The sequence below is a fragment of the Mycobacterium sp. GA-1841 genome (assembly GCF_001954135.1).
In the GTDB taxonomy this organism is placed as follows: domain Bacteria; phylum Actinomycetota; class Actinomycetes; order Mycobacteriales; family Mycobacteriaceae; genus Mycobacterium.
In genome coordinates, this window is the sequence record NZ_MBEQ01000110.1 from 32,717 (window position 1) to 46,496 (window position 13,780).

Sequence of the window (13,780 nt, forward strand, 5' to 3'; positions counted from 1 at the left end):
GGTGATCCTATCAACATTCATGATGTATGTTGCGGGTATGGCGGACGATGAGGTGCGCGCGTACGGCATGGTCGCCCCACTGAAAGTGGGTCTGCTCAACGACTATCCCACCGGGGGCGACACCGACAACGACACCCTCGCAGCGCTGATGCTGGTGATGGAGGAGGCGCTGGTCTCGGGTCTGATCGATCGCCCAGTGGAGATCGTGCAGCGCAACGTCGTCGGACTGCCCAATGGCACCTACCACGCGGTGGAGCAGGCGTTCGACGAGTTGGTCGACGAGGGGTGTCTGGCCATCTTCGGGCCGTGGGTGTCCGACAACGTCGTTCCGCTCCGGCCCCACGTAGACGTCACCGCGCGCACCCCGATCATCACGCTGTCCGGTTCGGAGGGAGCGCTCGGTGAGTGGTGCTTCGCGCTCAACAACGGTTCGATGGCTGAGGAGCCCATCATGCTGGCCGCCGTCATGATTGGTGACGGTCGCTCGCGGATCGCGATCGCCTACGAGTCATCACTCATCGGTAAGGAGTATCTCTCCGCGTCGCAGAAAGTGTATACCGCGGCCGGGCTGAAAATCGTTGCCAGCGTGGCGATCCCTCAGGTGGAGGCCGATAAGGCGGCTGCGGTCGAAGAGTTGCGGATGGCCGGCCCGGACGCGCTGGTGCACGTCGGGTTCGGGCACGGGTTGTGGGGTTTCAGCGATGCGCTGCTGGCTGCCGACTGGGATCCCCCCCGCTACACGACCACGGCCTTCGAGATGGCACACATCAACGCCGATTGGATGCGGCATCTGCGCGGGTGGATCGGGCTGGACAGCTACGACGAACGGAATCTGGTCGGCCAGGCATTCCTCGATCGTTTCCAGGCGAAGTTCGGCCGGCGGCCTAAACACTCGATGCCCGGGCTGGCCCATGACGCGGCCACCGTAATCGCGCGCGGGCTGTCAGTGGCACGGCCATTGACCGGCGAGGGCGTCAAACACGGCATCGAGCAGATCAAGCTCATCCCGTCGGCCAGCGGTGCGCCCGGCACGTTCCTGCGCTTCGGCCGCTTCATCCGTCAGGGTTGGCTGGGCTCGGACTACCTGATCGCCCGGCGAGTGCTGTCCGATGGCAGCGCGCACGTCTTCCATTCCGTCCCCAGCGCGAAAATCGCCCAGGCGGTCGGATGCGGTTCAGGCTAGCCGGATGGCGCCGAACACCGGTGCGGTGACGATGCCCGGCGGTTGCGCCAGGACATAGGGGATTGCCCGGACGGCGCTCATGGCGATCATCAGGTGTCCGGGGAGGGTGGATGGCGCAGTGTGACCCCCGATGTTGCCCCCGACGTCGAGCTGCAATTCGAAACTCGGATTCCCGCTGATCACTGCGCGGATCAGTGGTGCCTTCTGGCCCGGTAGCAGTGGACTCAGGCCCCATTGCGGCAGATCTCGGGTCAGGATCCATTCTTCGTGAATCGCCAGCAACGCCCGTCCGGACCAGTGGCCAACCCACGAGAACCGTTGGCCGACCACGGTTCCCGCCTCGATAGTGCCTGCGGCCACCTCGATGTCGTGCGGGAGGGTGGCGGCGTCCACTGCAATATCGATATGCGACAGTCTGACGCCCATCACGTCGGCAGTGGCGTTGAGAGCCTGCCGGTATGCCATGTCGAGCTTGCCGATGATGGGGGAGTCGACGGTGACGTCCTCGGGCGGACGACCCATTCCCATCAGGTCTACGAGCATGGGGCGACTGTCGACGGCCGAGACGTCGGTGGCCTCGTAGAGGTCGATCCGTTCGATGGTCTTGCTGAGTCCGGTGACCGTGGCGACCAGACGTTCGAACATGAAACCGGGATTCTCGCCGGCGGCGTGAAAGCGCGATCCGCCCGCGCGGCAGGCTTCGGTAAATGCCGCCTCGGTATCTGCGCCGTAGGTCCGAAGGTGGTTGTAGGACGTCGTCGAGATGACGTTGATTCCGGCTGCGAGGAGTCGGCAGATGTCCTCGCCATTCGTCTCGACCGCGTGAGCCTTGCTGGCCGCATGCACCACGACGTCGGGAGCGAGAGCGACGATCGCGTCCTTGTCGTCGGTGGCCTTCACCCCGGTGGGTGCTTCGAGTTCGCATAGGAGACTCGCGTCCTGGCCCGCTTTTGCGGGGTCGTAGACGAGTACCCCGACCAACTGGAAAGCTGGATTCTCGATGATCTCGCGCAGCGCCGCGCGTCCTACCGCGCCGGTTGCCCATTGCACTACTCGAGTTACCAATCGAATACTCCCAGTTGTGCTTTCGAGGCTGTCCGAACCCTGGTGGCGATCAACATACATCATGTAGGTTAGCAACCGACAGCGCGAATGTTGATTCTGTCGCACGACAGTAAGGAGGCCACGAATGGGGGAACCAGCCACCGTGGCGGAGCTCGAGCGGAGCATTCGCGAGGCGCAGGAGAGATTCAACGCGGGAATGGGTGCCGACGGCGACGCCACGCCCTACCCCCTGCTCAAGCGGCTCCGCACAGAGTCGCCCGTCCACGCCGGGTGGCCGGAAATGGGCATCGTCGGCAATCCGGACGGCGGACCGTACACCTTCACGGCGTACACCTTCGACGCGGTCAAGGCGGTATTCACCGACAACATGACGTTCAGCACACGCTGCTACGAGGACGTGGTTCGGCCGCTGCAAGGACCGACGATCCTGGAGATGCAGGAACCCGAGCATGCGGTGTACCGCAAGTTGCACGAATTCGCCTTTGCCCGATCGTCGATGAAACGCTGGGACGCCGAGCTCGTCGGTCCGCTGGTGGACAGCACCCTTGCGAAGTTCAAGGCCGCCAAGCGTGCCGACCTGGTGGACACGGTGTTCATGCCGATCCCGGTGCGGGTGATCGCCGCACTGCTCGGTCTCCCGAATTCCGATGTGCTGCAATTCCATCGGCTGGCCATCGACATCCTGGGGTTCCGCGCCGACTTGGACACAGCCATGAAGGCTTCGGCCGAGATGAAGGAGTACTTCGTCGGCATTCTGGCCGAGAAGCGCCGAGAACCCACCGACGACATGGTGTCGGTCTTGGCCGGCGCCGAGGTCAACGGTGTGAAGATGTCCGATGAGCAGATCTACGGCTTCATGCGCAACCTGCTGCCTGCCGGCGCCGAGACCACCTCACGGTCTACTGCCAGCTTGGCACTCGCGCTTCTCACCCACCCTGACCAGCTCGACGCGGTGCGTGCCGACCGCAGCCTGCTTCCGCAGGCCATCGAGGAGGGTATCCGCTGGGAGACGCCGCTGCTGAACTTCATGCGCGAGGTCACATGCGATACCGAACTGGCTGGGGTCCACATTCCGGAGGGCGCCACCATGATGTTGAACCTGGGCAGCGCCAACCACGACGAAACCCGATGGGACAATCCGGAGCGGTTCGACATCTTCCGGGAGCGCAAGCCGCACATCGGATTCGCCCACGGTGCCCATGTGTGCCTCGGGATGCACCTGGCCCGGCTGGAGACCACGAAGATCTTCAACGCGTTGCTCGACGAATTACCGGGGCTGCGACTGGATCCGGATGCGCCGCCGCCGTACATCACCGGGACGATGTTCCGGTCGCCGCCGCGCCTCGATGTGATCTGGGACTGAGGGATCCGACATGACACGGGTAATTCAATGGGCCACCGGCGTGACCGGAACGATGGCCCTTCGGCATGTCATCAACCGACCGGACATGGAACTGGTCGGCGTGCGGGTATACGACCCAGCCAAGGCTGGGGTTGACGTCGACGAGCCTTTCGCTCCGCATTGGACGATGCGCTCGGTCCCGGCGGCCTGAGGAGTCGCATGTCAGCAAATCCGCCCTTCGCTCCGGAGTGCCAGGTGTCATGTCGACGTTCTGAGCTCGACCTATACCGCCGCGGCTGGGTCCCGGACGCTGACGCGGGCCTCGCCGGAATGTGGGTCGGCGCGGTGCTGACCGACGCGAACAACCAGGACTACTGGGGACTGCGCGGAGCCGACGATTTTGTCCCTGGTATGACGCATGTGGTGTCACCGATCACCGGCTTCCGCGTGCTCACACCCGAAACCGCCGACCCACCACATCTTTTCGATGAGTACTCCGGTATCGACTGGTACGAGCCGTTGTCCTGCGACCAGACCTCCGACAGGGTGCTGCTCAGGTATCCCAGTGGCTGCATCGAGCGTGAGGACGGCAGCTTTCGCTGGTACGACGCAACCGATCGATGGATCATCGAGGGCCGAACCGTCAGCGACGTTTTCACGGTGCACGTACCCGCCCAGGAAGGGGTTTCCGACGCGGTGTTCTACCGCCATGAGCTGGTCCAGGTTACCGGATCCGTTGGTGGCGTCGCTGTGTCCGGATTCGCTCATCAGGACTATGCCTACGGTCCGCCCGGCATGGTCTACGCCGAACTGCCCATCGCCAGGCAACTGCAGGGGATGTGGGTGTCCTGGATGCACGAGTACGCCGACGGCGAACTCGGTGGTGGGTGCTTCTGGCAAGGCCGCGACGGCGTCACGTTCGGCCCGGGCTACGAACTCCGCCAAGGCGTCACGACCGGATACGACGACATCGTCGCGACACCCGTGTTCGGCGATGCAGGCCGCCTCAGCACGATGTCGGTGTCGATCGGCCCCGCGGAATACTCATTCGCCTTCGACAGGATGGGCAGCCCGCTGCACCACTTCGGCAAGTTGGAAGGCGGATCCGACCACAAGGCGGTGGCGCGCAGTTGGTGTTGGGTCGAGTATGCCGGCGGCATGCTCACGCCCGAGATCCTCGACTTCGCGATGGAGCCGTTCAAGCTGGCCCGCGGGCAGGAGTGAAGATCTCCGCCCATCAACCAATCAATGTTCCGTTTCGGGAAGGAAGGTCGTCGTGAAAGACGTACTCGGGTATGAAGGAAAGTCCGTCGTAGTCACTGGCGCCGCGTCGGGCATGGGGCAGGCGACCGCACAGATCCTGACAGATCTCGGCGCGGCGGTGACAGCACTCGATATCAAGCCGACCAGCGTGCACGTCGCCCGCACCTTGCAGATCGATCTCCGAGACCGGAGCAACATCGAGGAGATCGCGGCGACCATCGACGGACCCGTCGATGGTTTGTTCAGCTGCGCGGGCCTACCGGGTCCGCCGTTCAGCGAGTGGGACACCATTCTGGTGAACTTCGTAGGCGCCCGTCATCTCGCCGAGCAGCTGGTGCCCAAGATGGTCCCGGGGTCGGCCATCAGTGTCATCTCGTCGTCGGCTGCGATCGGTTGGCAGGACCACATCAAGGTGATCACCACGCTTCTGGAGACCGATGGATTCGATGCAGCCGTCGAATGGCTGAAGACAAATGAGAAGAAGTGGTCGTGGAGTGGTTATGCCTACTCCAAGTACATCATCGATGCATGGGTCGGATGGTGGTATCCCGAGCTGGGGCGCAGGGGGATTCGTATCAATTGCATCAATCCCGGCCCGACCGAGACGGCGATGATGCCGGCATTCCAGGACCTGATGGGCAAGGAGACGGTCGACGACGCGATCGGGCCTGTCGGACGCTACTCGAGGGCAGAGGAGCAGGCCTGGCCGCTCGTGTGCCTGGGTAGTCCACGATTGAGCTATGTCGGTGGAACGGTGTTGTGGACCGACGGTGGCTGGAACGGCGCGATGACCATGGGACGCCACAACGCTCAGTGGGCGGACACCGCTGCCGACCAGATGGCCAGGGAGCGCTGACCGACCCGTCAGATGAAGTCCGAACCGCCATCTACGTTGACGGTGGCACCGGTCACGTAGCCATTTCGCCGGGACGCGAGATAGGCGGTGGCCGAGGCGATTTCTTCGGGCGTCCCGGCGCGGCCCACATCGCACGGATGACCGTACGTCCGCTCGACCCAGCGCATCACGTCATGGGGGTCGGAGGAATCGAAGCCTTCGGCGGCCAGAACGTCGCGCAGGATCTCGGTGAAGCTCGCGGTGACGATCGTGCCGGGACAGACACAATTGACCAGGATCCCCTCGGGGCCCAGGCTTTTCGAGAGGTTCTTGGTGAAGCTCGACAGCGCAGCCTTGCTTGCCGTGTAGGCGACTAGCCGCGGGCTCTGCCGCTGGATGGAGTGGGCCGACAATGTGACGATGCGTGCCCACTGGGCGGCGCGCAGCAGGGGCAGCGCAGCACGGACCGACCGGACTGCCGACATTGTGCCCAGGTCGAACGCTGCGTGCCAGTCGTCGTCGTCGAGGTCTTCGAATGCGCCCGCGTCGGGTCCGACGGTGTGCACTAAAACATTCAGTGCTCCCCATGCTTCGTCGACCGAGCGATAGCCTGCCACGATGGATGCGGGATCGGCCATGTCCACGCTGATCGGCAGCACCTCAGGTGCGCCGGCGGCCCGGATACGTTCGGCGGCCGCGTCCAGACCACTCCGGCCGCGGGCCATGATGGCCACCGCGGCGCCCTCGGAGCCGAGGCACTCGGCGATCGCCAGGCCCATCCCGTTGCTGCCTCCAGTGACGACCGCCGTGGCGCCCGTGAAACCCAGGTCCATGACTTCCCCTGCCTATCGACTTCTCGGAACTCGCGGTGCGAGGTGGACGATTTCGCTGACCACCGAAGGATTGGCCCGGCTGACGGCGACGAGCGACAACATCGCATTGGCGACGTCCTCCACAGCCGACATCCGAGCGGGTATCTGACCTTCCTGTGCCCAGGCGCGGTAGAGGTCGGCCAGCAGATCGCGGTCGGCCCCGCGCAGTATCTCGGTGCCCTCGGTGGGCCCCACGCTCACCCGGATGACCGGCAGTTCGGGATGCTCGGCACGCCAGGAACGCAGGATCTCGTCGAGCGCCGCCTTGCTGGCGTGATACGCGGCCACCCCGGCGCGCGGACGTCCCACGTCGTGGCTCGATGCGATGAGCGTGACGGCATCGTCGGCGAGGTGAGGGAGTGCCGAACGCAACAGGTGAGATGCACCGACGGCGTTGACCGCGTAGGCATGCAGCCAGGTGGTGACGTCGGTGTCCTCGATCAACGCGAACGGTACCACTGCGCTGGTGAACACAACCGCATCGAGGCGACCCAACCGGACCGCCACCTGGTCGACGACCTGCTTGATCGCCCCCGGGTCGGAAACGTCGAGTTCGTGTGCGGTACCGCCCAGTTCAGCGGCCAGTTCGTCGAGCAGATCGACGCGCCGCGCGGCCAGCGCGACAGTGGCACCCCGGGCGTGAGCGGCGCGGGCGAGTGCGCGTCCGATCCCCGATGACGCTCCCACGACCAGCATCCGGGTACCCGAGAGGTCGGAATGTCGGTCACTCATGTCGTTCTCGGCCTTTCGAGTCGGTGGTGGACCGGACGGTGCGGCACTGAGCGCGCTCGGAGCCTGCGAGACGGTTTCGAGGTATTCTCGCATATGAGAATTGCTATTCTCGCCCATGTTGTCTGAAGCAGGTCCGTTGCCATGAAGAGGCGGTGGCGCAATTGATGTTCGCTCTGCTGCACGGTGGGATGCACAGAGGTTCGTGCTGGGATCTGGTGCGCGAGGAATTGGAGCGGCTCGGCCATCGGTCGGTGGCACCCGATTTGCCTGTGGACGACGATGCCGCCGGGGCCCGGGAGTGGGCCCGAGTCGCGGCCGCGGCCATCGACAGTGCGACGACCGATGCTGACGGCGTTGCCGATGTCATCGTGGTCGCACACTCGGTATCTGGGTTGGCGTTGCCGGTGCTCGCCGCGCTGCGGCCGATGCGCCGCATGGTCTTTGTCGGTGGATTGCTGCCGGTGCCCGGCGTGACATTCGCAGAGCAGATCGCGGAAAATCCCGATGCGGTGATCTTTCCCGAACCTGAAGCCGGCGGTTCGGGACCCTTTGGTATGACCTGGGAATCGGTCCGCGCTGGTTTCTATCACGATTGCCCGCAAGACATTGCGCGTTCGGCCTTTGCGCAGATGCGCTCCCAGTCATTCACGGTGTTCTTGGAGCCCAGTCCGCTCGCGGAATGGCCGGACACGCCGTCCACATACATTTTGCTCCGCGATGACCGGGCGGTCGGAGCATCATGGGCGCGGCGCAATGCGGTCCGCATCGGCGCGCAACTCGTCGAGCTCGACGGCGGGCACTCGCCGTTCTTCGCGCGGCCGGCCGAATTGGCCGAGCTGCTCGCAGACCTTGCCGCCGAGTAGGAGATTGCTTCGAAGGTGCGGTACCAGCACGCTCGCTCACGGCCATTGACATCTTGGGCGCATTCGACCATATTCGGGAGAATGCAGATTCTCAAATATGAGAATTATTGGTTCTGGGGCCGAAGGGGATTCGAATGTTGCAAGAGCTCGTCCGGCTGGCCTTCGCGTGGGCCGCGATGATCGGCATTGTCGCGTTCTGGTACTGGCTACTCGCGAATATCGGGACCTTCTGATCCTGATGAACGAACAGGACCGGCGTCGTCGCCGCGCGCTCATCGTGTTCCAAATCGTCATCTACGCGGCATTGCTGTCGATGTTCGCCATCCAGTTGCACATGCTCGTAGTCAGGGATTGGTAGGTATCCGTGCAGACGCTGCAACAGCATGACGATGCCAGCCGCGCGGCTCAACGCCAGGCGGACCGTTGGTTGATCGTCGGCACTGTCTTGATGGGCACATTGGTGCTCGGCCCGATCGGTCTGCCGATTTTCTGCCGGGGCGTGGTGCTGTTCCGGCGCGCGGAGAGGGCGGGATTGTCGGTCCGGCCGATGATGGTCACCCTCATCGGCTACGTGATCATCCTCGATGCCGCGATCAACAGTATCGGTTGGGGTCTAGATGTTTTCGCCAACCACGCTCTGATCACCAGAACGATTTTCACCGCATGGGGCAACCTCATGGACGGCGGCTACTTCTGGCACTACAACGAGCTCTGGATCGGTGGGGCGGGGGCCCCAGGGGAGAGGGCCTGGATCATCGTGTGCATCGTGGTGGTATTCCCGATGCGCATCGCGGCCGCAATCGGATTCCTCCGAATGAAGCGGTGGGGTCATCAGTGGATGGTCGTCACGTGCTGGTTCGGCGTCATCGCCTGGCTGGGCTACATCCTGAACATGACGATGTATGCGGACGTCCGCTATGCAGGCACGGCCATCCCGGTCATCGGATGGTGGCTCTACAACATCTTCTACATCACACCGTTTCTCGCGATTCCGTATCTCCACACCGTCAATCGCGAGATCTTCACCGACTGAAAGTCAGGACAGTGTCAGAGGAATCCGCTCAGGCAAACGAACCGCCACTCGGCACACCGCCGGCCTTCGCCCGCATGCATCGGTGGCTCAAACGAGGCCTCTTCTTCTGTCTTTTCGGACTGGTGATCGAAGGGGCTCTCACGGTCCCGGCGTTGGCTCTGTGGTACGGGTGGCCCACGCTGTCGCTCACCGAGATCTGTAGTGAGCTGTTGAAGGTCCGGTATTCAGACGACACCTTGGAGTGCCGCCAACCCTATCCGTTGAGTGGTCCGCCTTTCGGGGGACGGCCCGAGGCGGCGGGACAGCAGACGGCTCGGGACGAGTGGGGCGTACAACCGGTCCCGCTATATCCCAGCCTCGGCTTCCGGGAGTTGGTCCGTATCCACGAGGCACGCGAGGGCAACTGACGATCAGACGGCGGGCTGGTGCCGCTTAACGTTGCGCCAGCAACTCCTTCAACTTGAGCGCCAGATCGGATTTCCTCACTTTCCCGGTTGCGGTGAACGGCAGTGCTCCCTTGTCGGTGACCCAGATGAACTTCGGAACCTTGTACGCGGACAGCCGATCCCGAAGCTGGACGCGCAGTTCCTGTGCGTCGAGCACAGCGGATCCGTGGGGCACCACGGCCGCGGCGACGACGGTTCCGTGATCAGCGTCCTCTGCGCCGACGACGTAGGCTTCCAAGACTCCGTCGCAACCAGCTAGCGCCAGTTCCACCTCCGACGGAGTGACATTGGTGCCGCCGCCGGTCTTGATCAGATCTCCGAGTCGTCCCGCGTATGCGATCCAGCCGTCGTGGAATCGGACCCCGCTGTCTCCGGTGCGGTAGTAGCCGTCCGGGGTGAAGACATCCTCCCGTTCGCGCTTGTAAAGGCGCTGCATCAGCGAGTATCCGCGAACCCAGATCTCACCGCGGAAGCCGCCTGGCAGTGGCGTATTTGTGTCGGGGTCGACGATCAGGTGCTCGAGGCCTTCCATCGGCCAGCCGCCGGTCTGAGCGCGCTCGGGCGGTTGCGAAATGTATGGGTCCACGCCGATGTGGCTGCCGCACAGTTCGGTCATGCCGAGGGCGTTGGGTCCCTGGGGCCGCCGTTGCGGATCGACCATCGCGGGCATGCTGGTGCGTCGGATCGAGCTCAGATCCCGCTTTCCGAAGTCGGGGTGTTCGGCCAGTGTCTTGCCCTGCTGTGGCCAGCCCAATGTGATGGTGGCACGGTGGCGTTCGATGAGTTCGAGCGCCTCGCCGGCGTCGAATGCGGGTTGGGTGACCAGGGTGGCGCCGTGGTGGGCAACCGCGTGTAATCCGGTGATGAGCCCCCCCACCCAGAAGAACGGCATCGAGGTGAACATCACCTCGTCACCGGTCACCCCATAGGTGAACGTCAGGTTGTACGACTGGCGAATCAAAACCCCGTGCGTGTGCACCGGAGCCTTGGGGTCGCCGGTGCTGCCAGAGGTGTAGATGATCATCGCGTCATCGGCCGGGGTGACACATGCTTCGATGTCGGCCAGGAGGTCGGTATCTAGTCCGTTCGATGCTGTCTCGTCGGTCAGGGCGGTGGCCCAGGGCCGGTCGGCGTCGCCCCATACTGCGACCCTGCGCAGGTAGGGCGCCGCCCGGACTGCGATTCGGTCCGGATTCTCCTGGTCGTCAAGTCCTGGCAGTGCTTCCTCGAGGAGCTCGACAAAATTCTGGTTGCGAAATCTCGACCAGGCCAGTACGGCGCGGAGATCGGCGTGGCGTACCGTCCAGGCAAGCTCGGCGGCCTTGTGAAAGGTGTTCAGCGGCACCGCGACTGCGCCGATACGTGTCACCGCGAACCAGGTTATCGCCCACTCGACGCTGTTGGGCATGAGCAGCCCGACGTGGTCCCCCTTGCCCAAGCCCATCGAAACGAGGTTCATGGCCAGTTCCGCGGACCGCAAGTCGAGATCACGGTAGGTGAGGACGCTGTCCTCGGCGATCAGATACGGCTTGTCCCCAAACCGGGCGGCCGAGGATCGCACCAGTGCGGGGACGGTCGGGGTGATCGGTGGGAGCGGCATGAGTATCGACGATACCGAATATGAGAATGAGTGTTCTCCATCGGGTTGATATTGGCTACTCTGAAGGCACCACGATCATGGGAGGACACGATTTCCACTCGCAAGGTGCTTGACGGGGTACGGGTGTTGGAGGTCGCGGCGTGGACGTTCGTGCCGTCGGCCGGTGCTGTTCTGGCTGAATGGGGAGCCGAGATCATCAAGGTCGAACCGCGTGACGGTGGTGATCCCCAGCGCGGTCTCGTGACGATGGGCATCGTCGATCAGGGCGGGGGTTCGGTCAATTACATGATCGAAATTCCGAACCGGGGCAAAAAGTCGATCGGGGTCGATCTGAGCACCTCGGGCGGGCAGGAGGTGGTCCGCGAACTCGCGAAGACGTGTGACGTATTCCTGACCAGTTACCTGCCCGCGCGGCGGAAGAAGCTCGGCATCGACGTGGATGACATCCGGTCCGCCAACCCAGGGATCGTGTACGTGCGAGGGTCCGGCCACGGTCCGAAGGGGCCGGATGCGGACAAACCGGGGTACGACGGGGTGTCCTACTGGGCTCGCGGCGGCATCGCCACCATGCTCACCGAAGATGGTGACGATCTGGTGCGCTCGCGCCCCGCTTTCGGAGATCTGCTCGGCGGGATGACGATCGCGGGCGGGATCGCCGCCGCGCTCTACCGGAAGGCGACGACGGGGGAGGGGACGGTGGTGGATGTGTCATTGTTGGCCTTGGCTGCATGGAATCTCAGTCCGGATGTGGCGGTAAGCCAGATTCATGGCGGCACGTCGATTCCGAAGTTTGGCCATGCCGATGCGCCGAATCCACTGGTCGGGACGTACCGCACCAATGATGACCGGTATGTGCAGCTGATGATGCTGCAACTCGACAAGTTCTACCCGGAGGCGATGCACGCGATCGGGCTGCCGGAGTTGATCGCCGACCGCAGGTTCGCCGACCCTGGGTCACGTTACGAGAATCGGGTTCAGCTGATCCAGCTTCTCGATGAGGCCTTTGCGCAACGGACGCTTGCCGAATGGCGCGAGGCGCTGGCCAGTCTGTCTGGCGCGTGGGGCATCGTGCAGACACCGGGCGAGCTGTGCACGGACCCTGCTGTGACCGCCAACGGCTACGTGGCAGAGACCGCGACAATGAACGGCATACCCTTCGCGCTGCCGACCAACCCGGTGCAGTTCGACGAACAGGCGGTGGTGCCACCAGGAGCGCCCGAGCACGGCCAACATACCGAAGAGGTGCTCCTCGACGCAGGCCTGGCGTGGGAAACGATCGAGAAGTACAAGGAATCCGGAGCTATCCTGTGAACGCACCACGCACGTCGACCACCGCCCAGGCCGCTGTGGAGTTCGACCCATTCTCCGCGGAATTCTTCAACGGGGCCTACGAGAGCTTTCGGCGGCTGCGCGACGAGGCCCCGGTGTACTACAACGAGAAGTGGGACTTCTGGGCGCTGAGCCGATATGAGGACGTGGCGCCGGCCACCAGGGACCATGAGACCTTCTCGTCAGCCAAGGGCGCCACGCTTGACGCGGTCAAGGCTTACGACGGTGCGATCCCACCGCCCAAAGTGATCATCTCGATGGATCCACCCGAACATCAGAAGATGCGCAAGCTGGTCAGCAACGTGTTCACTCCGCGGGCGATCGCTTCGTTGGAAGACATGGTGCACGAGAAGATTTCCGAGCGCATCGACGCGCTCGATCCGCGGTCGTTCGATGTGGTTGCCGACTTCTCCGCGTTGTTCCCCAATGAGGTGATCACCACCATGCTCGGGGTACCCGAGGAGGATCGCGAACAGATCCGGCGGTGGCTGGACCTGTTGCTGGAACGGCGCATCGGCGAAATCATCGTTCCGCCAGAGGGGCTCGAAGCTTCGATGAACACCGGTGTGTACTACTACAAGCTGATCCAACAGCGCCGCGCGGACCCGCGCGACGACATGATCAGCCGGCTCATCGAGACCGAGATCGAACGTGACGGTGTGGTCGAGAAGCTGACCGACGTCGATATCGCGGGATTCGCAACACTGCTCGGTGGTGCCGGCGCGGAGACCGTCACCAAGCTCGTCGGCAACGCCATCGTGGCGTTCGCGGATTTCCCCGAACAGTGGCAGGCGCTACGCGCTGACCGCAGCAAGATACCGGCAGCTATCGAAGAACTGCTGCGCTATGAAGCTCCGTCGCAGTACCAGGTACGCACCGCGACGCGCGATGTGACGTTGCACGGGACCACGATCCCTCGGGACAGTGTGGTGCTGCTGCTCACCGCGGCCGCGACCAGGGACGAGCGCATGTTCGGAGACCCGGACCGGCTCGACATCGACCGCGAGCGCAAGATGGGCTTCAACCTCGCATTCGGGTACGGCGTGCATAGCTGCCTCGGTGCGGCACTGGCGCGGATGGAGAGTCGGATCGCTCTGGACGCATTGCTCGATGTGCTCCCCGACTACGAAGTGGATCGCGACGGACTCCGTCGAGTGGCGATGTCGAATGTCTGCGGCTGGGCGAACGTTCCCGTCCGACGGCTGGGCTGATCGGGG

Annotated in this window: 14 protein-coding genes; 10 read left to right on the forward strand and 4 right to left on the reverse strand. The window is 63.8% G+C overall.

Translation table 11 applies throughout. The features are described from left to right. Window positions 1–37: 37 nt before the first annotated feature. The gene (locus A5740_RS24805; RefSeq protein WP_076198827.1) at window positions 38–1,183 is read left to right on the forward strand and encodes an ABC transporter substrate-binding protein; all 1,146 of its coding nucleotides are present in this window, start codon (window positions 38–40) and stop codon (window positions 1,181–1,183) included. Here the strand turns inward: A5740_RS24805 and A5740_RS24810 are convergent. Next, window positions 1,175–2,233 (reverse strand): dihydrodipicolinate synthase, encoded by a 1,059-nt coding sequence (locus A5740_RS24810; protein ID WP_076198524.1) that lies wholly within the window; start codon window positions 2,231–2,233, stop codon window positions 1,175–1,177. The genes A5740_RS24805 and A5740_RS24810 overlap by 9 nt on opposite strands. A 139-nt stretch (window positions 2,234–2,372) precedes the next feature. Between A5740_RS24810 and A5740_RS24815 the strand changes: the two genes are divergently transcribed. The 4 genes from A5740_RS24815 to A5740_RS24830 are packed head-to-tail and all read left to right on the forward strand — an operon-like array spanning window position 2,373 to window position 5,709. Further along, a complete protein-coding gene (locus A5740_RS24815) occupies window positions 2,373–3,611 on the forward strand; it encodes a cytochrome P450 (protein WP_076198526.1) in 1,239 nt (412 codons plus the stop codon). 10 nt (window positions 3,612–3,621) lie between these two features. After that, complete coding sequence (locus A5740_RS24820) at window positions 3,622–3,801, forward strand: hypothetical protein (protein ID WP_371454801.1); 180 nt, start codon at window positions 3,622–3,624, stop codon at window positions 3,799–3,801. Between the two features lie 8 nt (window positions 3,802–3,809). Then, window positions 3,810–4,814 carry a hypothetical protein gene (locus A5740_RS24825; RefSeq protein ID WP_371454802.1) on the forward strand — a complete coding sequence of 335 codons (1,005 nt, stop codon included), beginning with the start codon at window positions 3,810–3,812 and terminating at the stop codon, window positions 4,812–4,814. Between the two features lie 52 nt (window positions 4,815–4,866). After that, window positions 4,867–5,709, forward strand: a complete 843-nt coding sequence (locus A5740_RS24830) for an SDR family oxidoreductase (protein WP_076198530.1) — start codon at window positions 4,867–4,869, stop codon at window positions 5,707–5,709. An 8-nt stretch (window positions 5,710–5,717) separates the two neighbouring features. Here the strand turns inward: A5740_RS24830 and A5740_RS24835 are convergent, their stop codons facing one another. Next, window positions 5,718–6,521: an SDR family NAD(P)-dependent oxidoreductase gene (locus A5740_RS24835; protein WP_076198532.1), complete on the reverse strand. Its 804-nt coding sequence runs from the start codon at window positions 6,519–6,521 to the stop codon at window positions 5,718–5,720. Between the two features lie 12 nt (window positions 6,522–6,533). Next, window positions 6,534–7,292, reverse strand: a complete 759-nt coding sequence (locus A5740_RS24840) for an SDR family oxidoreductase (RefSeq protein WP_076198534.1) — start codon at window positions 7,290–7,292, stop codon at window positions 6,534–6,536. A 152-nt stretch (window positions 7,293–7,444) separates the two neighbouring features. Here A5740_RS24840 and A5740_RS24845 point away from each other — a divergent pair, with 152 nt between their 5' ends. The 3 genes from A5740_RS24845 (at window position 7,445) to A5740_RS24855 (ending at window position 9,595) form a co-directional block, all read left to right on the forward strand. After that, complete coding sequence (locus A5740_RS24845) at window positions 7,445–8,155, forward strand: alpha/beta fold hydrolase (protein ID WP_254849331.1); 711 nt, start codon at window positions 7,445–7,447, stop codon at window positions 8,153–8,155. Between the two features lie 364 nt (window positions 8,156–8,519). Beyond that, a complete protein-coding gene (locus A5740_RS24850) occupies window positions 8,520–9,188 on the forward strand; it encodes a hypothetical protein (RefSeq protein ID WP_371454803.1) in 669 nt (222 codons plus the stop codon). A 74-nt stretch (window positions 9,189–9,262) separates the two neighbouring features. Continuing rightward, window positions 9,263–9,595, forward strand: coding sequence for a hypothetical protein (locus tag A5740_RS24855; protein ID WP_254849338.1), 333 nt, complete (start codon window positions 9,263–9,265; stop codon window positions 9,593–9,595). Window positions 9,596–9,620: 25 nt separating this feature from the next. Here A5740_RS24855 and A5740_RS24860 read toward each other — a convergent pair whose 3' ends face one another. Continuing rightward, window positions 9,621–11,234 carry a class I adenylate-forming enzyme family protein gene (locus tag A5740_RS24860; RefSeq protein WP_076198538.1) on the reverse strand — a complete coding sequence of 538 codons (1,614 nt, stop codon included), beginning with the start codon at window positions 11,232–11,234 and terminating at the stop codon, window positions 9,621–9,623. Window positions 11,235–11,324: 90 nt separating this feature from the next. Here A5740_RS24860 and A5740_RS24865 point away from each other — a divergent pair, with 90 nt between their 5' ends. Both A5740_RS24865 and A5740_RS24870 read left to right on the forward strand, forming a co-directional pair. Continuing rightward, the gene (locus tag A5740_RS24865) at window positions 11,325–12,545 is read left to right on the forward strand and encodes a CaiB/BaiF CoA-transferase family protein (RefSeq protein ID WP_076198833.1); all 1,221 of its coding nucleotides are present in this window, start codon (window positions 11,325–11,327) and stop codon (window positions 12,543–12,545) included. Then, on the forward strand, window positions 12,542–13,774 hold the full coding sequence (locus A5740_RS24870; RefSeq protein ID WP_076198540.1) for a cytochrome P450: 1,233 nt from the start codon (window positions 12,542–12,544) through the stop codon (window positions 13,772–13,774). The genes A5740_RS24865 and A5740_RS24870 overlap by 4 nt, the downstream gene beginning before the upstream one ends. The last annotated feature ends 6 nt before the right edge of the window (window positions 13,775–13,780 follow it).